The 19,915-nt window shown below is 65.3% G+C and carries 17 protein-coding genes, 1 tRNA gene and 1 pseudogene; 13 read left to right on the top strand and 6 right to left on the bottom strand.

Features of this window, described 5'->3' with window-relative positions:
- Positions 1–49 precede the first annotated feature (49 nt).
- The 4 genes from AO716_RS12245 to AO716_RS12230 all read left to right on the top strand — a co-directional run bounded on the left by AO716_RS12245 (position 50) and on the right by AO716_RS12230 (position 4,900).
- A complete protein-coding gene (locus tag AO716_RS12245; RefSeq protein ID WP_055241102.1) occupies positions 50–1,381 on the top strand; it encodes an acetyl-CoA C-acetyltransferase in 1,332 nt (443 codons plus the stop codon).
- A gap of 2 nt (positions 1,382–1,383) precedes the next feature.
- The gene (locus AO716_RS12240) at positions 1,384–2,724 is read left to right on the top strand and encodes a 3-oxoacyl-ACP reductase (protein ID WP_055241100.1); all 1,341 of its coding nucleotides are present in this window, start codon (positions 1,384–1,386) and stop codon (positions 2,722–2,724) included.
- A 242-nt stretch (positions 2,725–2,966) separates the two neighbouring features.
- The gene (locus AO716_RS12235) at positions 2,967–3,641 is read left to right on the top strand and encodes a MaoC family dehydratase (RefSeq protein ID WP_414826580.1); all 675 of its coding nucleotides are present in this window, start codon (positions 2,967–2,969) and stop codon (positions 3,639–3,641) included.
- Between the two features lie 23 nt (positions 3,642–3,664).
- Complete coding sequence (locus tag AO716_RS12230) at positions 3,665–4,900, top strand: kynureninase (protein WP_055241096.1); 1,236 nt, start codon at positions 3,665–3,667, stop codon at positions 4,898–4,900.
- 38 nt (positions 4,901–4,938) lie between these two features.
- Here AO716_RS12230 and AO716_RS12225 read toward each other — a convergent pair whose 3' ends face one another.
- From AO716_RS12225 to AO716_RS12210, 4 genes are all read right to left on the bottom strand, one after another.
- Positions 4,939–5,349 carry a universal stress protein gene (locus tag AO716_RS12225; protein WP_055241094.1) on the bottom strand — a complete coding sequence of 137 codons (411 nt, stop codon included), beginning with the start codon at positions 5,347–5,349 and terminating at the stop codon, positions 4,939–4,941.
- Positions 5,342–6,811, bottom strand: a complete 1,470-nt coding sequence (locus AO716_RS12220) for an APC family permease (protein ID WP_082413529.1) — start codon at positions 6,809–6,811, stop codon at positions 5,342–5,344. Before AO716_RS12220 ends, AO716_RS12225 begins: the two co-directional genes overlap by 8 nt.
- Positions 6,812–6,883: 72 nt before the next feature.
- Complete coding sequence (locus tag AO716_RS12215; RefSeq protein WP_055241090.1) at positions 6,884–8,206, bottom strand: hemolysin family protein; 1,323 nt, start codon at positions 8,204–8,206, stop codon at positions 6,884–6,886.
- Positions 8,207–8,351: 145 nt separating this feature from the next.
- Positions 8,352–8,435 (bottom strand) — tRNA-Leu (locus AO716_RS12210).
- Between the two features lie 201 nt (positions 8,436–8,636).
- Here AO716_RS12210 and AO716_RS12205 point away from each other — a divergent pair.
- Positions 8,637–9,938, top strand: a complete 1,302-nt coding sequence (locus tag AO716_RS12205; protein WP_055241089.1) for a M20/M25/M40 family metallo-hydrolase — start codon at positions 8,637–8,639, stop codon at positions 9,936–9,938.
- Between the two features lie 33 nt (positions 9,939–9,971).
- Positions 9,972–11,120 carry an acyl-CoA dehydrogenase family protein gene (locus AO716_RS12200; protein WP_055241087.1) on the top strand — a complete coding sequence of 383 codons (1,149 nt, stop codon included), beginning with the start codon at positions 9,972–9,974 and terminating at the stop codon, positions 11,118–11,120.
- A gap of 40 nt (positions 11,121–11,160) precedes the next feature.
- On the opposite strand, the gene AO716_RS12195 is transcribed toward AO716_RS12200, so the two are convergent.
- On the bottom strand, positions 11,161–11,394 hold the full coding sequence (locus tag AO716_RS12195) for a DUF5703 family protein (RefSeq protein ID WP_055242232.1): 234 nt from the start codon (positions 11,392–11,394) through the stop codon (positions 11,161–11,163).
- A 41-nt stretch (positions 11,395–11,435) separates the two neighbouring features.
- Between AO716_RS12195 and AO716_RS12190 the strand changes: the two are divergent.
- From AO716_RS12190 to mshC, 3 genes and pseudogenes are all read left to right on the top strand, one after another.
- A pseudogene (locus AO716_RS12190) lies at positions 11,436–11,675 on the top strand (hypothetical protein); the annotation flags it as partial.
- A 177-nt stretch (positions 11,676–11,852) separates the two neighbouring features.
- Positions 11,853–12,677, top strand: coding sequence for an undecaprenyl-diphosphate phosphatase (locus AO716_RS12185; RefSeq protein WP_055241086.1), 825 nt, complete (start codon positions 11,853–11,855; stop codon positions 12,675–12,677).
- 60 nt (positions 12,678–12,737) lie between these two features.
- Positions 12,738–14,021 (top strand): cysteine--1-D-myo-inosityl 2-amino-2-deoxy-alpha-D-glucopyranoside ligase, encoded by a 1,284-nt coding sequence (gene mshC, locus AO716_RS12180; protein ID WP_055241085.1) that lies wholly within the window; start codon positions 12,738–12,740, stop codon positions 14,019–14,021.
- A 21-nt stretch (positions 14,022–14,042) separates the two neighbouring features.
- On the opposite strand, the gene AO716_RS12175 is transcribed toward mshC, so the two are convergent.
- A complete protein-coding gene (locus tag AO716_RS12175) occupies positions 14,043–14,924 on the bottom strand; it encodes a PAC2 family protein (protein WP_055241084.1) in 882 nt (293 codons plus the stop codon).
- 102 nt (positions 14,925–15,026) lie between these two features.
- Here AO716_RS12175 and AO716_RS12170 point away from each other — a divergent pair, with 102 nt between their 5' ends.
- The 4 genes from AO716_RS12170 to arc all read left to right on the top strand — a co-directional run bounded on the left by AO716_RS12170 (position 15,027) and on the right by arc (position 19,908).
- A complete protein-coding gene (locus AO716_RS12170) occupies positions 15,027–15,743 on the top strand; it encodes an HAD family hydrolase (RefSeq protein WP_055241083.1) in 717 nt (238 codons plus the stop codon).
- Positions 15,740–16,900 (top strand): site-2 protease family protein, encoded by a 1,161-nt coding sequence (locus AO716_RS12165; RefSeq protein WP_055241082.1) that lies wholly within the window; start codon positions 15,740–15,742, stop codon positions 16,898–16,900. Before AO716_RS12170 ends, AO716_RS12165 begins: the two co-directional genes overlap by 4 nt.
- 70 nt (positions 16,901–16,970) lie before the next feature.
- Complete coding sequence (locus AO716_RS12160; RefSeq protein WP_055241081.1) at positions 16,971–18,035, top strand: tRNA (adenine-N1)-methyltransferase; 1,065 nt, start codon at positions 16,971–16,973, stop codon at positions 18,033–18,035.
- 145 nt (positions 18,036–18,180) lie between these two features.
- Complete coding sequence (arc, locus tag AO716_RS12155) at positions 18,181–19,908, top strand: proteasome ATPase (protein WP_055242229.1); 1,728 nt, start codon at positions 18,181–18,183, stop codon at positions 19,906–19,908.
- The last annotated feature ends 7 nt before the right edge of the window (positions 19,909–19,915 follow it).

Below are 19,915 nucleotides of genomic sequence, written 5' to 3'. Positions count from 1 at the left end.
GGGTTACAGTAACTCTCGTCACACCACGACCCCCCAAGGAGACTGACGAATGGCTGCATCATCCACGTCCGCGCCGGCACCCGCCCCCGGCACCGGACCTGCCGTCCGCAACGCCGTCGTAATTGGCGGCAACCGCATTCCCTTCGCACGCTCCGGCGGTGCCTACGCCCACAGCTCCAACCAGGACATGCTGACCGCTGCCCTGGACGGGCTGGTAGCCCGGTTTGGCCTCCAGGACGAGAGGATCGGCACCGTCGCTGCCGGCGCCGTCCTGAAGCACTCCCGCGATTTCAACCTCACCCGGGAAGCTGTTCTCGGTTCGGCACTGTCGCCGGAAACCCCCGCCTATGACGTCCAGCAGGCCTGCGCCACCGGACTCGAAACCGTGGTCTCGCTGGCCAACAAGATCAAGCTCGGACAGCTCGACTCGGCGATTGCCGGCGGCGTCGACTCCGCCTCCGACGCACCGATCGCAGTCAGCGAAGGACTTCGCCGGGCACTGCTGGACCTCTCCCGGGCCAAGACCACCAAGCAGAAGCTCGCAGCCATCGCGAAGATCCGCCCGAAGGATCTCGCGCCCAACGCACCCACCACGGGGGAGCCGCGCACCGGACTGTCCATGGGAGAACACCAGGCGCTGACCACCGCCCAGTGGAAGATCACGCGTGAGAGCCAGGACGAACTGGCCTATAACAGCCACCGCAACCTTGCAGCAGCCTACGACCGCGGGTTCTTCGACGACCTCATCACTCCATACCGCGGACTGTCCCGGGATTCGAACCTGCGCGCGGACACCTCCATGGAAAAGCTCGCCAAGCTCAAGCCCGTCTTCGGCCGTGCCCTCGGCGACGAAGCCACCATGACCGCCGGCAACTCCACGCCCCTGACCGACGGAGCTTCCGTCGTCCTGCTTGGTTCCGAGGACTACGCACGCGAACACGACCTGCCGATGCTGGCCAACATCGTTGACGCTGAAGCCGGCGCGGTTGACTTCGTGCACGGCCGCGACGGCCTGCTGATGGCTCCTGCGTTCGCCGTTCCGCGCCTGCTGTCCCGCAACAACCTCACCTTCGCGGACTTCGACTTCTTCGAAATCCACGAAGCCTTCGCCGGAACTGTCCTCAGCACCCTGGCCGCCTGGGAAGACGACGAGTTCTGCCGCACCCGCCTGGGCCTGGACGCCCCGCTGGGCAGCATCGACCGGAGCAAGCTGAACGTCAACGGCTCCTCGCTGGCTGCCGGACACCCGTTCGCCGCCACCGGCGGGCGAATTGTTGCCTCGCTGGCCAAGATGCTGGCCGAGAAGGGATCCGGCCGCGGCCTGATTTCCATCTGTGCAGCCGGCGGGCAGGGCCTCGTCGCAATCCTGGAGGCACGCTGATTATGACGGACACCTACCTCTCGCTGGTCAACTCCGGCCTGACCAAGGAAATCGCCAAGAAGCTGGGGCTGCCCCGCCCGGCGATACTGCGGCGCTACCATCCCTCCAAACCCCTCATCCCCGGGCCGGTTCTGGTCCTGGGCAAGGGTGAAACGGCAGATTCGCTCTCCTCGCTGCTCCTCTCGTGGGACCAGGACGTCCGCAGGCACGCAACGCCCAGGGAAAAGCTCGGGGCAATCCTGATGGTGCTCGATGAGGCGGCAACACCCGAGGACCTCGGAGCCGTCAGCCTCGACGCCGGGGCCAGCCTGCGGGACCTGGCGGCCGGCGGGCGGATCGTGACCGTGTCCCGGCCAGCTGCAGAGGCCCAGGACCCGGCTGCCGCGGCCGCCCGGCAGGGCGTGGACGGCACCCTCCGCTCCCTCGCCCACGAACTCCGCGGCGGGTCCACCGCCAACGGGATAGTGCTCGCCAACGGCACCGATGCGTCCGCACCTTCAGTTGCCGCCGCCCTGCACTTCCTGCTGTCGGGCCGCAGCGCCTACGTCAGCGGGCAGTTCATCACCGTCGGCTCGGCTGCCGGTGAGATCCCGCAGGACTGGAACGCTTCCCTGGCGGGCAAGACAGCCGTCGTCACCGGCGCAGCCCGCGGCATTGGCGCATCCATTGCCCGTGTGCTGCACCGCGAAGGCGCCAATGTAATCGTGGTGGATGTTCCTGCCGCAGGTGAGCAGCTTGCGGCCGTCGCCAACGAAATCCACGGCACCGCCCTGCAGGTGGACATCACCCGCGACGACGCCGCCGACAGGATCCTGGCCCACGCCGCCGAACGCTACGGCAGGCTGGACATTGTCATCCACAACGCCGGAATCACGCGGGACAAGCTGCTGGCCAACATGGATGCCTCCCGCTGGGATTCAGTGATTGCCGTCAACGTCGCATCTCAGCTGCGGATGAACTCCCGGTTCCTGGAGTCGGAAACGTTCAGTCCCGACGGGCGGATCGTCTCCCTGGCCTCTACCAGCGGCATTGCCGGCAACCGCGGCCAGACCAACTACGCCGCTTCGAAGGCCGGCATCATCGGCATGGTCCGTGCAACCGCGCCGCTGCTGGCCCCGCGCGGCGGCTCGATCAACGCCGTCGCCCCGGGCTTTATCGAGACGGATATGACGGCGCGGATGCCCGCCCTCACCCGCCAGGTGGCCCGCCGGCTGTCCAGCCTGCAGCAGGGCGGGAAACCCGTGGACGTGGCGGAAGCGATTGCCTTCCTCGCCTCTGACGCCGCAGCAGGCGTCAACGGACAGGTCCTGCGGGTCTGCGGGCAGAATATGGTGGGGGCATGAGCGTCCAGGAACTCGAAGCCATCCCGGCGCTTGGCCGCCTCTACCTCACCGCTGCCTCAAACGCCGCGCGCAGCCGCATCTCGCCGTCCTCGGCCCCCAAGGAGCTCCCCGCGGCACGGCATACCGTGCACGGGGCGCGGGTGGACCTTTCCAGGCTGAGTGAGTTCCAGCGGCTGGTAATGCACTCTGCACAGGACACCCTCCCCTCGGGCTACGTCCACACGTTCGCGTTCCCCGTGGCCATGAGCGTCATGGCGCGCGAGGATTTCCCACTGCCGCTGCTGGGACTGGTCCACCTGCGCAACGAGGTGCAGCATTTCCGTCCCATCCACTACTCAGAGCCGCTGACCGTAACGGCCTGGGCAGAGAACCTGTCCGGACACCGTGCCGGCACCCAGGTGGACCTCATAGCTGAAGTCCGTGCCGGGGACGAGGTTGTCTGGACCGGACGATCGGTCTATCTGGCCAAGGGCGTGTTCCTGCCCAGGTTCGACCGGCCTGTGTCAACGGGGGAACGGACGGAGTTTGTTCCCCCGCTTCCCACCGCCCAGTGGCGCCTTGGAGCAGACGCGGGACGGAACTATGCCAGGGTTTCCGGCGACTTCAACCCCATCCACCTCAGCGCCCTGTCCGCGAGGGCGCTGGGACTGAAGCGCTCGATCGCCCACGGCATGTACATGGCCTCGCGCGTCATCGCAGAAACAGGTCCTGCCGTGCAGGAACCGTTCGAGTGGAGCATCGGCTTTGAGTCGCCGGTCTTCCTGCCTGCCTCCGTCAGCGTCCGCATCTCGGATGCCGGCGCCCCGGGGGAGCGCGGGACCACGAGTTTCCAGGGCTGGAACCAGCGCAGCCGGCGCCGGCACTTCCACGGCTGGGCGCGTCCGATTCCTGTGGGTGCCCCGTCCGAAGCGGGCTAGGCACGGCTGCTAAAGTTCCGGCCATGAGAACAACATCGCGCCTTGCTCACCGTGCCGCTGAACTGGACGCCGCTGATCCACTGTCCGGTTTGCGCGCGCGTTTCCTTGGCCACGATGATCCGGATGTGCCGGCCTACCTGGACGGTAATTCCCTGGGCCGGCCGCTGGCTGCCACGCTGGAACGGCTGAACGAGTTCGTTCGAAACCAGTGGGGCGGCCGGCTGATCCGTGGATGGGACGAAAGCTGGCTTGAACTGCCCCGCAGGCTCGGAGACGAACTGGGCCGCACTGTCCTTGGCGCGGCCCCGGGCCAGTGTGTTGTTGCGGACTCAACCACCGTCCTGCTCTACAAACTGGCCCGTGCCGCTGTCGAGGCAGGCGGCGACCGCACTGAAATCGTGCTGGACCGGGACAACTTTCCCACCGACCGCTACATCATGGAGGGCATCGCCGCCGAGTGCGGCCTTACCCTGCGCTGGGCAGAAGCGGATTACGACGGCGGGGTCTCACCCGAGGCGGTTGCGGAGGTCATCGGACCGCGGACGTCGCTGGTGGTCCTCAGCCATGTCGCCTACCGTTCCGGATACATCGCCGACGTTCCGGCCATCACGGACCTGGTCCACCGTGCCGGCGGGCGCGTGCTCTGGGACCTTTGCCATTCCGCCGGCTCCGTGCCGGCGGAGCTCGATGCCTGGAACGTGGACTATGCCGCCGGCTGCAGCTACAAGTACCTGAACGGCGGACCCGGCGCACCTGCGTGGGCCTATGTGGCCGCCCGGCACCAGGCGGACTTCCGCCAGCCCATCCAGGGGTGGCTGGGGGCGGGAGACCCGTTCGGCATGGCCCGGGATTACGTTCCGGCAGCCGGCATCCAGCGCGTGGTCTCCGGCACACCGCCGATTATGGGGATGCTGGCCATACAGGACATGGTGGCACTCATAGGGGAAGCCGGTATGGACGCGGTGCGGGCGAAGTCCGAGCTATTGACGGGCTTCGCAGTCGACGCCTTCGATGAAGTCCTGGCCCCGCTTGGCGCTGTGCTGGCCTCTCCGCGGGATCCTGCCCGCAGGGGCAGCCACGTCACCGTCGACCATCCCTCCTTCAGGGAGGTCACAGCGAGATTGTGGGACCAGGGGATCATCCCCGATTACCGTAATCCAAACGGTATCCGCCTCGGCCTGTCACCGCTGTCCACGTCCTTCGCGGAAACCTGGACCGGCATCGAAGCCATAGCTGCGGAGCTTGGGTCCAGGGCATAACCGCATTCGCACCCGGGGCCGCGAAGTCCGGTGCCTGGCTACTGCCCCGCCTTGACGCACAGGACCGGGCACGGTGCCTCGATCAGCACACGCTGTGCGGTGCTGCCCAGGAGGAGTTTCCCGACCGGTGTCCGGTGCCTGAGCCCAACGACGATCAGACGGCCATCCATGTGCTCCGCCGCCCGAAGGATCTCATCTGCAGGGTCATAGTCGCCCTCCGGGTGGAGGATCTCGAAGTCCTGCCCCGAGCCCCGGAGCTCCGCGGCGATGAGCTCCAGTTCGGTAGTGGCATCATCCCCGTGGCTGTGACCGTGTCCCAGGCCGCGGCCGGTGGTGCGTACGTTGACGATCAGCAGCCTGTCCTCCTGCAGCTTGGCTTCGCGGCGGGCGTGCGAAAGTGCTGCTGCTCCCTCAGGTGCGGGGACGTAACCAACTATGACGCTAGCCATGGAGTTCCTCCGGATCCGTAAAACGCGTGCGCTTGGCCTTGACCGCCCGGTTCCACAGCCAGGTGAAGAACCACAGCACCACGCCGATTGCCAGCAGCACCCCGGCGATCTGGTACTCGATCGGGTCCTGCGCCCACGGACCGATCAGGAAGGCGCAGCTGAGCGCTCCCACCCACGGCATGATGCCGGGGGAGCGGAACGTCCTGCGGGTCTGCCCCGGAGATTCACCCTCGACGGGGTCCGGCGGTGATTTTCGGAGCACCAGGCAGGCTATGTTCACCACCGTGAAGACGCAGAGCAGCAGCAGCGCTGTGGTGCCGCCAAGAGCCGAAACCGTTTCCGGTCCCATGGCGTTCGTGACCAGGATAATCAGGCCGATCGCCAGGATGGTCGTGAAGACGATCGACGCCCAGGGAGTCCGACGGCCCGGCAGCACGAGTGCCAGCAGCCGCGGCAGGACCTCCTGCCTGGACATGCCGTACAGCAGGCGGCTGGCCATCAGCATGTTGATCAGCGCTGTGTTGGCCACGGCGAAGATGGAGAGGAACGGGTAGAACACGTCAATGGGGAAGTCCGGCGCACCGGTCTGTACCACTTCCAGCAGCGGAGTCTGGCTTTCGGACAGTGTCCCTACCGGCACCACGGCCACGGCGGCGATGGACACCAGGAGATAGATGAACACCGTGATGCCCAGGCCGGTGAGCATGACCTTGGGGAAGATGCGGGCCGGGTCCCTCGTCTCCTCGGCCATGTTGACCGAGTCTTCGAAGCCGACCATGGAGAAGAACGCCAGCGACGTCGCCGCGGTCAGTGCCAGGAAAATCGACTTTCCGCCTTCCGTTTCGAAGACGACCACGCGGGAGAAGTCCACGTTGCCCTGGCCCATCGCCCAGAAGCCGATCCCAATGACGATCAGCAGCCCGGTCAGCTCCACCACCGTCAGGAACACGTTGAATTTGATGCTCTCGCCTACACCGCGCAGATTGACAAGGGCCAGCAGCAGCATAAAGCCGACTGCAATTGCAGTGACGCCAAACTGGCCCCATCCCAGGTCGAAGCCCACCAGGAAGTTCTCCGCCAGGAACTTCGCTGCTGTAGACGCCGAGGTGATGCCGGAGCAGAGGACCGCGAAAGTCACCAGGAACGTGACGAAGTGGATGCCGAACGCCTTGTGCGTATAGAGGGCAGCCCCCGCTGCCTGCGGATACTTGGTAACGAGCTCCAGGTAGGAAAGCGCAGTGATCGTTGCCACGGCAAAGGCAATCAGGATAGGCGCCCAGGCAGCCCCGCCGATCTCGCCGGCTATTCGTCCGGTCAGGGCATAGACCCCTGTGCCCAGAATGTCTCCGATGATGAAAAGCAGCAGCAGCTTGGTCCCCATGACCCTTTTAAGCTGCGGTCCGTCTCCGGGCCGCGGCGCGCCGCTGGTAGCCGTTCCCTCGCCTCCGCCGGGTGCGCTCATGCCCGGTATTCTGCGCGCGTTTGGAGTGGACCTGCAATGCGCCCTGCTGATTTCCGCGTGGCGGAGGGGCAATCAGCCGCCGGCTGCCGGACCAGGCTGGGAAGCCGGCAGGTCCGGCACCACACGAACCGTACGGATCCGGTGGTGGTCGACGTCGAGCACCCGCAGCCTGCCGCCGGGTGCCGGAACAGTGTCCCCGGGCTCTGCCATCCGGCCGAGCTGGTCGAGAATGTAGCCCGCCACAGTCTCGTACTGGCCCTCCGGTAGCTGCATCCCGGTGAGCCGGTCGAACTCCTGGAGGATCAGTCCGCCGTCGACCACCAGCTCGCCTTCGAGTGCAACGTGCTGGTCTTCCGGGTCCTTACCCGTGTCGTACTCGTCGTAGATCTCGCCCACTACCTCTTCCACAAGGTCCTCGAGCGTAACGATTCCGTCGGTGCCGCCGTATTCATCGGCGACGACCGCAATGTGGCTGTTCTCCCGGCGCATCCGTGACAGTGAGGGGACGACCGTCGCCGTTCCCGGAAGGAACAGGATGGGCCGGGCAATTTCTGCCAGCAGCATGTCCCCGGCCACCTCCGGGTCCTGCGCCAGAAGGTCACGGACGTGGACAAATCCCAGGACGTCATCCGGGGAATCGCCGATCACCGGATACCGGGAGTACGGGCGGACATGCACCCTCTCCCGGGCCTGGGCCAGTGTCAGGTCCGCGGGAAGGAATTCAACCTGGGGACGCGGACGCATAACTTCCTGCAGCAGCCGCTGCCCCGCCCCAAAGACGTCTGCGAGGATGCTCCGGCTCTCGTCGGCCAGCACTGGACTGGCTTTCACCATCTCCAGGAGCTCCTGCTGCGAGACGGGAACGTTCTTGAGGTCCGGATCCCCACCCAGGGCACGGACCACGCCATTGGTCGATACCGAAAGCAGCTTGATAACTGGACGCATGACCGCGGCGAACACTGCCAGCGGCGGCGCCAGTGCCCGGACAAATCCTTCCGCGTTCTGCATGGCCAGCCGCTTGGGCACCAGCTCGGAAAAGACGAGGGATAGGTAAGCCACTACAAGCGTCATGGCGATGAACGCCGTGGTCTGCGCCCCCGCAGCACCCAGGCCCCAGCTTTGAAGCACGGGGGACACGGCGGGTGCCAGGGCCGAAGCACCATACGCTGCGGAGAAGAATCCCGAGAGCGTAACCCCGATTTGGATGGCTGAAAGGAACAGATTGGGGTTGCGGGCCAGGTCAGCGATTCTCGCACCGCGCTTTCCCGACCCCTCCAACCGGAGAATTTGCCCTTCGCGAAGGGAAACAAGCGCCATCTCCGCCCCGGCGAAAACGCCTCCGAGCAGGATGAAGAACAGCACCAGAATGACGTTCAGGAGCGCGCTGCCGTCCATATGGCGAGGGTACCAAGGGGGAGGCCCGCGCACAGCAGCCGGGCGTTCAAGCCGGTGTGACGAGACGCACACACGCAATTGGAGACAAAAAATGCCCCCGGTCCGTAGACCGGGGGCATCCTCGATATCCTGGGACATCGATTTGTGCGCGGAGGGGGACTTGAACCCCCACCCTCAATAAGAGGACTAGCACCTCAAGCTAGCGCGTCTGCCATTCCGCCACCCGCGCTTAGGTGTCTTCCGAAGAGCGGTTTTTTGTTCCGTTTCTTCGTTTGCAACGGGAAAAACTCTAACACGGTTTCTGCGAGAACAACGAATCGGCAGAACCCGGGCCCAGTATTACGGGACTTGCTGCGGAACAGAGGGCCGCCGTCCGCGCAGGTAATCGCTAGGCTGGGGCCTAAACGCCGCCCAGCAAGGAGAGAGCCGCATGAGTATCCGTGCCGAAGACGAAGTCACACGCATCTGCCAGGAACTGATCCGCATCGACACCTCCAACTACGGCGACGGATCCGGGCCGGGTGAGCGTAAGGCTGCCGAGTATGTGGCGGCCCTCATAGAAGAGGTAGGCCTGGAAGCAGATGTCTTCGAGTCCGCGCCGGGACGTACGTCCGTGGTGACGCGGATGAGCGGCAGCGATTCCTCCCAGCCTGCACTGGTCGTCCACGGGCACCTGGATGTGGTGCCTGCACAAAAGGAAGACTGGAGCGTTGATCCGTTCAGCGGCGAAGAGCTCGACGGCCTGATCTGGGGGCGCGGCGCAGTCGACATGAAGGACATGGACGCCATGATCCTGGCCGTGATGCGGGAAATGGCCCGCACGGGAACCCGCCCCCGCAGGGACATCATCTTTGCATTCTTCGCCGATGAGGAAGCGGGCGGAAGCTACGGTGCAGGCTGGGCAGTAGAGAACCGTCCGGAGCTGTTCGACGGCGCCACAGAAGCGATCTCTGAAGTCGGAGGATTCTCGGCAACTATCGGAGGACGCCGGACCTACCTGCTGCAGACAGCAGAAAAGGGCATTTCCTGGCTAAGGCTAAAAGCCCACGGCAGGGCAGGCCACGGCTCCCAGATCAACACCGACAATGCGGTCACCCGGCTCGCCGGGGCCGTCGCACGCATCGGATCCCATGAATGGCCGATCGAACTCACTGACACGACGCGTGCCTTCCTCGACGGTGTGACGGAACTCACCGGGGTCGAATTCGACCCGGACAATCCGGAAAAGCTGCTGGCCGAGCTGGGGACCGTGGCACGGTTTGTGGGGGCGACCCTGCAGAACACCGCCAATCCCACGCTGCTGCAGGCCGGCTACAAGCACAACGTCATTCCCGGCACAGCGGAGGCGTTCATCGACGCCCGCACGCTGCCCGGACAGGAAGAGCACCTGCTCGAAGTCGTCCGTTCCCTGGCAGGGGAAGGCATTGATGTCTCCTACGAGCACAAGGATGTCTCGCTGGAAGTGCCTTTTGCCGGCGGCCTGGTGGATTCAATGGTCTCGGCACTGCAGGCAGAGGACCCCGGCGCACCCGTGCTGCCCTACACCCTCTCCGGCGGCACCGACAACAAGTCGCTGAGCCGGCTGGGCATCACCGGGTACGGATTTGCGCCGCTGCGCCTTCCCGAAGACCTGGACTTCACCGGCATGTTCCACGGGGTCGACGAACGTGTCCCGGTATATTCCCTGAAATTCGGCACCCGGGTCCTCGGCCGCCTGCTGCGCGGCTACTAGGACCAGCGAGACCCCTCTAAGGAAGGACAGAGCGTGAAATCCGCCGAAGACATCCTCACCCCCGACCTGCTTGAGCGGCTCCGCGGCCGGGCAGCGAAATACGACCAGGCCAACGCCTTCTTCACCGAGGATCTGGAAGACCTCCGCGAAGCCGGCTACCTGGCGCTTTTCTCCACTGCGGAGATGGGAGGGTCCGGCCTGGACATCCCCGGCGTCGTCGCCTGCCAGCGGCTTCTGGCGTCCGCGGCTCCCGCAACGGCACTTGCGGTGAACATGCACCTCGTGTGGTGTGGAGTGGCCCACCTGCTCTCACTGCGGGGAGACGACTCGCTGCGGTTCCTGCTCGAAGAAGCCGCAGCCGGGGAGCTGTTCGCATTTGGTGTCTCGGAGCCCGGAAACAGTGCCGTGCTTTTCGATTCCAAAACGGACGCAGTCCCTCAGGACGGCGGCGGGTACGCGTTTACCGGCCGAAAGATATTCACCAGCCTTTCCCCAGCCTGGACGCGACTGGGAATCTTCGGCAAGGACTCCTCCAACCCCGACGAGCCGCAGCTGGTGTTCGGCTTCGCGGACCGCGGCACCGGGGGCATCACCACCCTGGATGACTGGGACACCATGGGCATGCGGGCGTCCCAGTCCTGCACCACGCTGCTTGAGAACGCGGTGGTACCCGCGGGGAGGATTGTGCGTCACACACCGGTGGGGCCGCATTCGGACGCCTTTGTATTCGGGATATTCAGCCTTTTCGAGACGCTGCTGTCCGCCGTTTACGCCGGCCTGGCAGAACGCGCGCTGACGCTGGCGGGCGAGGCTGCCGGGAAACGCTCAGTGCAGGGACAGCCCGCTGCCCACGACCCGCACACCCGCTTCAGGGTTGCCGACGCGGCGATCCGTTTGGACGGGATCCTCCTCCAGCTCGACGCCGTCGCCCGGGACCTGGAGACAGGCGTGGACCACGGTGCGTTCTGGTTCCCCCGGCTCTCCGGCCTCAAGCTCCGTACGACTGATACGGCCCGGGGAATCGTGGAAACCGCCATGCAGGTGGCCGGCGGATCCGGCTACTCGAGGGGACAGGAGCTCGAGCGTCTGTACCGCGATGTGCTGGCGGGGATGTTCCACCCCTCCAGCGAAGACTCGGCGCACGATTCAATGGCCAAGGCAGTTCTGGGCCCGGTTCCCTAAGCCTGTCCCTATGCGGGTGCCGGGCCGGGTTCCGGAAGGACTATACCGTCCGGGTCACCCGCATGATCTTGCGGCGCAGCCAGTAGCGGTGGGTTCCGCCGCGGTAGATGCGGGTCCGCTGCAGCTCCCATTTGCCGTACTCGGCGTGGTCGGTGATTAGCCGGCGGGCATCAGGAAGGGACTCGTGGGGTCCTACGGAGAGGACCAGATACTCATAGTCCTTGGCGGGAGCGGTTTTGAACGAGACGTCTGGTCTCAGAATTTGTTCTCGCATTTCCATCCCATTTTGCCTCCTTTGGGGCTAACGTCTAGTCCATGAGCATAGATCCGCGCGTTGCACTCCAGTCCCTGGTTGCTGCCTTCGAAGAGCACCTCGCGGCTGCCGCCACCCGCCGCGGGGAGAAAGACCCGGCCGTGGAAGCCGCCTACCTGGCCATAGCGGACGCTTTCGAAGTCTATGAAGAGGTGCTTTACGACGCCTACGGCGAAGTGACGCCGCTCGAGATCTATGACGATGATGAGGCTGACGAGGATCTGCTGGACGAAGACGAAGAGCTCCTGCGCCGCAGCGGCCTCGACGGCGGGCCAGCTTTCGGCGCCGACCAGAATGGTATGACTTCCGGCACGGCGGCTGCACCTGACAGCCGGGAAACCTACCGGCAGACGGGCAGCGACCGCTAGCCACGGCCACGCCTGCCTCAGTGGCAGGTTCGGGTGCCCTAGAGTCGTAGGGTGAATTGGTTCGAAGCGATCTTCCTCGGTTTCCTTCAAGGCCTGACCGAGTTCCTGCCCATCTCTTCCAGCGCCCACCTGCGCATCGCCGGGGAACTCCTGCCCGGCGCCCAGGATCCGGGGGCGGCATTTACCGCCATTACCCAGCTGGGCACTGAAACCGCCGTCGCGGTGTACTTCTGGAAGGACATTGTCCGGATCGTCAAGGCCTGGTTCGGCTCCTTGTCCGGACGGGTTTCCCGTTCAGATCCTGATGCCCGGATGGGCTGGCTCATCATCGTGGGCACCCTGCCGATCGTGATACTGGGCCTGCTGTTCCAGGACCAGATCGAGTCCACGTTCCGCAGCCTGTGGATTGTCGCCACAATGCTGATTGTCTTCGGTGTGATCCTGGCGGTCGCGGACGCGGTCGGAAAACAGCAGCGCACGCTGGACCAGCTCACCTACAAACACGGCATTCTCTACGGGTTCGCCCAGGCGCTGGCCCTCATCCCCGGAGTTTCCCGCTCCGGCGGCACCATTACGGCCGGCCTGCTCATGGGCTACACCCGTGAGGCCGCCGCCCGGTATGCCTTCCTGCTCGCGATTCCGGCCGTCTTCGGCAGCGGCCTCTATCAGCTCGCGAAGTCCTGGGGCGATACCGGACCCTACGGGGGAGCGGAGACTGCCCTGGCGACCGTGGTGGCTTTTGTTGTGGGCTTCGTCATCATCGGCTGGTTCCTGCGCTACGTCTCCACCCGGAGCTACCAGCTCTTTGTCTGGTACCGCATCGGCCTTGGCGTGGCGATCTACATTGCGCTGGCCTTCGGCGTGCTGCAGCCGTAGACCGCCCGGTCCTGCCGCCCCGAAAATGAACCCCGCCTGCCAAGTAAGTAGAGTGATTACGTGATCGCCTGGAAATCCCGCCCCCTTCCTGAACTGCCCGGACATTCCCCTGAACTTGTCCTCTTTGACACGGCCCGGCGCCGCCCGGTGCCCGTCCGCCCCGGACCGGAGGCCGGACTGTATGTCTGTGGAATCACGCCGTATGACGCCACCCACATGGGGCATGCGTCCACCTACGTGGCCTTCGACCTCCTGAACCGGCAATGGCGGGACGCCGGCCACACAGTCAACTACGTCCAGAACGTCACCGACATCGACGATCCGCTCCTGGAGCGGGCCGAAGCGACCGGCGTGGACTGGACCGTCCTGGCCAAGGAACAGACGCAGCTTTTCCGTGAAGACATGGAAGCACTGAACGTCCTGGCACCGCGCAGCTACGTCGGCGCCGTTGAATCAATCGAATGGATCGTTCCGGTGGTCGAGGACCTGCTGGAACGCGGAATCGCCTACCGCGTCCCCGGAAACGGTTCAGAGCCCGACGGCGACGTGTACTTCTCGGTCGACGCGGCCCAGGCACTCGAGAAGGAAGCCCCGGATGCGTGGCGGCTCGGCCAGGTTTCGAACCTCACACCGGAACAGATGCTCCCGGTCTTCGCCGAGCGCGGGGGAGACCCGGACCGCCCGGGAAAGCGCAATCCGCTGGACGCCCTGCTCTGGCGCGTGGCCAGGACCGGCGAACCGCAGTGGCCCGGAGGATCCCTCGGCGACGGCCGCCCTGGATGGCACATTGAGTGTTCGGTCATTGCCCGCCGTTTCCTGCCGGCAAACTTCACGGTGCAGGCCGGTGGATCCGATCTGGTCTTCCCTCACCACGAGATGAGTGCGGGCCACGCCTACGCCTGCTCGGGAGAACCCCTCGCACAGGTCTACGCCCATGCAGGAATGGTGGGTCTCGACGGCGAAAAGATGAGCAAGTCACTCGGCAACCTGGTGCTTGTCTCCAAGCTCCGTGCCGAAGGCGTGGAGCCGGCCGCAATCCGCACCACACTGGCCGGACACCACTACCGCTCCGACTGGTTCTGGACTGGAGCGGACCTGGCACGTGCCGAAGAGCGGCTGAGCCGCTACCGCCAGGCGCTGGACCTCACCAACGCAGCTTCCGCGGAGCGCCTGCTGCAGCAGTTCCGCATGTCCCTTGCAGACGACCTGAACGCCCCGGCGGCCCTTGCTGCCGCTGATGAGTGGGCAGCCAGCCTCCAGGGCGCCGGCCTGACGCCGGAACCCCGGGGCGCACAGCTGGCAGCTGCGTCCTTTGACGCCCTGCTGGGGATTACCCTCCGCTAGACCTGACGGCCGGTGCCGGGCTCAGTCCCGGCGCCGCCGCTTGAGGTACCGCTCGAACTCCCGGGCAATCGATTCACCGGATGCTTCCGGCAGTTCCGCTGTGTCCTTGGCCTCTTCCAGCTGGCGGACGTAAGCGGCAATCTCCGGGTCTTCCGTAGCCAGGTCGTCGACGCCGCGTTCCCAGGCTTCAGCCTCTTCTGTCAGCACGGACGTGTCGATGGGCACCTGCAGGAGTTCTTCGATGCGGTGCAGCAGGGCCAGCTGGGCCTTGGGGGAGGGCGGCTGCCCCACGTAATGCGGCACAGCTGCCCAAAGTGAGAGTGTTGGGATGTCCGCGAGTGCGGCCACCTCGGCCAGGACACCGACGATCCCAATAGGACCCTCATATTCCGAGGGCTCAAGATCAAGATGGGACCGAAGGTCTTCCTCTTCACAGGTCGCCGTGACCGGGATGGGACGGGTGTGCGGCACATCGGCCAGCAGTGCACCGGCAAGGACCAGGCAGTCTACGTCCAGTTCCTTGGCCAAACCGATAAGTTCTGCGGTGTAGGCCCGCCATTTGTACGAGGGCTCAACACCGGTGACAAGAATCAGGTCAAGGTTCGATCCAGGCACTTCGGCCCGCGAGATCCGCGTGGTGGGCCACTTGATCCGCCGCTTGCCCGATGAAGTGCGTTCAATGGCAGGACGGGTGAACTGGAAGTCGTAGTATTCGTCGGCATCGATTCCGGCAATCTTCTCGCTGTCCCAGTACAGTGACAGGAAGTTCAGGGCGTCGCTCGCTGCCTCGCCGGCGTCGTTCCAGCCTTCGAAGGCTGCAACCATCACGGTGACCCGTTCGCCGGTGCCGCCGGCAAAGAAATCCTGGAGGCCCGCTGCCGGGCTTTTATCGGTATTACTCACGATTTCACCTTATGCCTCCGGCTGCACACTGTCAGTCCCGCACGCCGCACAAGCACGGGGCCCGCGCAATGAACCTCCGGCTGTGCCACGTAGACTTGCCTTATGCCCCTGCCTGGAACTTCAGTCCCCGGACCTGTGCCTGCGCTGCAGGCTGTGTTCTGGGACCTGGACGGAACGATCGTAGATACCGAGCCGTATTGGATTGAGGCGGAAAAGGAGCTGGTCCGCGAGCATGGCGGGACCTGGACCGACGAAGACGCGGAGGAGCTCGTAGGCCAGGCTCTGACCTACACGGCCCGCCGCCTCCAGCAGGCCGGGGTGGACCTGCCGGCCGAAGGCGTGATCACCGCGCTGACCGATCGGATCGCCCGGCGCGTCCGCCAAGAGGTCCCATGGCGTCCGGGGGCACGCGAGCTGTTGGAGGAGCTCTCCGCAAAGGGGGTTCCCTGCGCAATGGTCACCATGTCCACCGGCCCGCTTGCCCGCCTTGTAGCTGAACAGCTTCCTGCCGGAACATTCCGGCTGCTGGTCACCGGTGAAATGGTCAAGCACGGAAAGCCGCATCCCGAGCCTTATCTCCTCGCCTTCAACGAGCTCGCAGCCACCGTCCCGGGACTGTCGAAGGCACGGTGCGCAGCCCTGGAAGACTCTTATCCGGGCTACACATCGGCCCACGCAGCGGGCCTGCCCACGGTCTCCATCCCCCACTTCGTTCCCCTGCCCCCTGATCCGCAGAGACTTGAGTGGAAGACACTCGCCGGACGCTCGGTCCAGGACCTGGAAAACATCGTCTCCGCGCAGGCGGGGGCCCGCCCATGACTCAGGAACCTACCCGGACGCAGCGCAGCGAAGGCATTCCCCTGGGACGGATCGGCGGGGTGCCGGTAACCCTGGCATGGTCCTGGTTCATCATCGCGGTCGCCATTATCTTCCTGTTTGGGCCCCGTGTTGCCGCCGCGATTCCGGGCCTCGGCACCGCTGCCGCCTACGGCGTCGCTCTGGGCTATGCCCTCCTGCTGCTGCTCTCCGTCCTGGTCCACGAGCTTGCCCATGCCCTGACAGCAAAGGCCTGGAACTGGCCGACGCCAAAAATTGTGCTGACTCTCTGGGGCGGCCACACCCAGTTCGGCGACGTCCGCGCAACACCGGGCAGGTCGCTGGTGGTTGCTCTTGCCGGACCGGCAGCGAACTTCCTCCTGGCACTGATCGGCCTTGGACTGCTGCTCTTCCTGGAGCCGGGAACCGTGCCTCGGCTGCTGGCGGACATCTTCGTCTGGGCGAACCTGCTTGTTGCCGTCTTCAACGTCCTTCCGGGACTGCCACTGGACGGGGGCAGAATCGTGGAGACGATCGTCTGGAAGGCGACCGGCAGCCAGGACAAAGGCACCCTGGCGGCCGGCTGGGCCGGGCGGATCATCGCCGCAGCTCTGGCAGCCGCAATAGTGGTGCCTCCCTTCCTGCAGGGGAGGACCCCGGACTTCAGCCTCCTGCTCATAACCGCCCTGGTTTCCGGCTTCCTCTGGATGGGTGCCGGAGCAGCCATCACCAACGCCAGGATGCGGCTGCGGCTTCCCGCCGTCTCAGCCGCCGCGCTCATGGAGCCGGCCACCCAGGTGCCTTCCTGGACCGCCGTTTCAGAACTGCGGAGGCTGGCCGCTGCAGCCGGGCCGCGGACCGCACTGGTGCTCACCGCGCCAACCGGACACCCGGAGGCCGTCGTGGACAGGGGAGCGCTTTTCGCAGTACCGGACCACTTGGCTGACTCAACCCCGGCCGCTGCCGTGGCGCGTGCACTTGCGCCCGGGGCATACATCCCCAATGTGGCCAACGGGCAGGAACTGATCGCCTACCTTTCCAAGCTCGACGGCAGTGAGTACGCCGTCATTGACCGTGAGGGCACGGTGGTGGGCCTGCTGCGGCAGGAGACCGTCGTCGCCGCCATAACCGGACGCCGGCCGCAGGGCCGCCGCTCCTGACCCCGCCGGTGGAAGCGCGCTGCTCCTGCCGGCCAGACCCCGACCCCGCCTGACACGAAGGACAGCCCCCATGAACAATCCGGGTACCCCCGATTCACCCACCGCCCACGGCGCCGACATGCGCCGCGGACCCCTGCGGCCCGGCGAACGCGTCCAGCTCACCGACGAAAAGGGACGCCGAAACACCATCACCCTGACGGAGGGCGGGGCATTCCACACCCACCGCGGCTACCTCCCGCACGAAGCCGTGATCGGCGTACCCGAAGGCACCATCGTCACCAACACCACCGGCCACCAGTACCAGGTGCTGCGTCCGCTGCTCTCGGACTTCGTTCTCTCGATGCCCCGCGGTGCCGCCGTGGTCTATCCGAAGGACGCAGGCCAGATTGTCACCATGGCCGATATCTTCCCGGGTGCCCGCGTGGTGGAAGCAGGAGTCGGCTCCGGCGCCCTGAGCATCTCCCTGCTTCGTGCCGTGGGGGACACCGGATCGCTTCACTCCTATGAGCGCCGCGAGGAGTTCGCGGACATAGCCCGCGGCAACGTAGAGACCTTCTTCGGCGGCCCGCACCCCGCCTGGAACATCACCCTCGGTGACTTCCAGGACCAGGTTGTGCAGAACCAGGAGCCCGGCAGCGTGGACCGCGTGGTCCTGGACATGCTGGCGCCCTGGGAGTGCACCGATGCCGTGGCGACCGTCCTGGCTCCCGGCGGTGTCTGGATCTCCTATGTCGCCACCGTGACCCAGCTTTCCCGTACGGCTGAGGCAATCCGGGCAGACGGCCGCTTCACGGAGCCCGAAGGATGGGAATCAATGGTCCGTGGGTGGCACCTGGAAGGCCTCGCCGTCCGGCCGGACCACCGTATGGTCGCCCACACCGGATTCCTGCTTTCCGCACGGCGCCTGGCAGAAGGGGCCACCGGACTCGTGGCCAAGCGGCGTGCTTCAAAGACGGACTTCAGCCAGGAGGACCTGAACGCCTGGACGCCGGCTGCCGTAGGGGAACGCGAAGTTTCTGATAAGAAACTGCGGCGCGCGGCCAAGGATGCCAGTTCCACAATCCAGCGCGGCGCCCTTGCCAAAGCCGAGCGTTTCCAGGAGGAACACGGCGACGGAACGAACCCGGAGGACTAGCCGGGACCTTATCCGGGAAGCTGGGAAACGCAAGACCTCCCGGCCCGTGTATTGCGTGCGTCACTGCGTTATCGTCAAACGAAGGGACCTGAGCAATGAAGGCGGTCGGACAATGGTTGATGCGGAAAACACCAACGGTGCAGGGATGGACGGCGGCGGTCTGGAAAGCGGCTACGGCATGGCCAGTGCGGAGTCCCGGCAGCTGAATGTCCTGCGGGACAAGCTGCGGAATCTGGACCGCCAGCTGGCGTCCCTGACCCACAACAACGCACGTCTTGTAACCATGCTGGAGACAGCCCGGGCGGAGATCGTCCGGCTAAAGGACGCGTTGGAGAAGGAAGGGGCGACGCCGTTCAGCTTCGGCACCGTCCTTTCGGTGAACTCGCGCACGGAACCGGAACCCGGCATCACCACCACGGCCACCGTGCAGGAAAGCGTGGACATTATCCAGTCCGGGAGGAAGCTGCGGGTGGCTGTAAGCCCGCTGCTGGACCTGGGCCAGATTGTCCCGGGCCAGGAAGTGCTGCTGAACGAATCCCTCACAGTGGTGGCGGGGCTCGGGTTTGAAAAAGCGGGAGAGCTCTTCACAGTCCAGGAACTGCTGGAAGGCGATCGTGCACTGGTGGTGGGCCGGGCCGACGACGAGCGCGTCGTTCGGCTAAACGGTCCGCTGGTGAAGGAAAAGATCCGGGTGGGGGACGCCCTGACGGTGGACACGCGGATCGGCTACGCACTGGAGAAGATCCCCCGCAGCGAAGTGGAGAACCTTGTCCTGGAGGAAGTCCCGGACATTTCCTACTCGGACATTGGCGGGCTGGGCCCGCAGATCGAGCAGATACGGGACGCCGTCGAGCTTCCGTTCATGCATCCGGACCTGTACCGGGAACACGGGCTCAAAGCGCCCAAGGGCATCCTGCTTTACGGCCCTCCCGGCTGCGGCAAGACCCTGATCGCCAAGGCAGTGGCCCACTCACTTGCCGCGCGGGTCATGGAACAGACCGGCACACTGGGCACCCGGAGTTACTTCCTGAACATCAAGGGACCGGAACTGCTGGACAAGTACGTCGGCGAAACGGAACGGCACATCCGCCTGATCTTCTCCCGGGCACGTGAGAAGGCCTCAGACGGAAGCCCTGTGGTGGTCTTCTTCGACGAGATGGATTCACTCTTCCGCACCCGCGGCACCGGGGTTTCCTCCGACGTCGAAACCACCATCGTTCCGCAGCTGCTCAGTGAGATCGACGGCGTGGAGAAACTCGAAAACGTCATTGTCATCGGCGCCTCGAACCGTGAAGACATGATCGATCCGGCCATCCTGCGCCCCGGGCGCCTGGACGTGAAGATCAAGATCATGCGGCCCGACGCCGAAGGCGCAGGTGAAATCTTCGCCAAGTACCTCACACCGGACCTGCCGCTGCACCGCGACGACCTCGCGGAGCACGGCTACGACCCGGTGGCGACGGTCAAGGAGATGATCCGCCGGACGGTGGAGAAGATGTACGCGGAGGACAAGTCCAACGAGTACCTCGAGGTCACCTACGCCAACGGCGACACGGAGATGCTCTACTTCAAGGACTTCAACTCCGGTGCAGTCATTCAGAACGTGGTGGACCGGGCCAAGAAGTACGCCATCAAGGACTTCCTGACGCTCCATCAGCGCGGCCTGCGCATCGAACACCTGATGCGCGCCGTCGTCGACGAGTTCCGCGAGCATGAGGACATGCCCAACACCACCAATCCGGACGACTGGGCACGGATCTCCGGAAAGAAGGGTGAACGCATCACGTACATCCGCACCATCATCCAGGGCAAGGCCGGGCAGGAGCCGGGCCGGACCATCGAGACGACGGCCAACCCGGGGCAGTATCTGTGACGGTCCG

Origin of the sequence: Arthrobacter sp. Edens01 (assembly GCF_001307035.1) — a bacterium.
Taxonomy (GTDB): Bacteria; Actinomycetota; Actinomycetes; order Actinomycetales; family Micrococcaceae; genus Arthrobacter_B.
The sequence above is the reverse complement of the archived record's forward strand: the minus strand, read 5'-3'. Positions and strand labels throughout refer to the sequence as shown.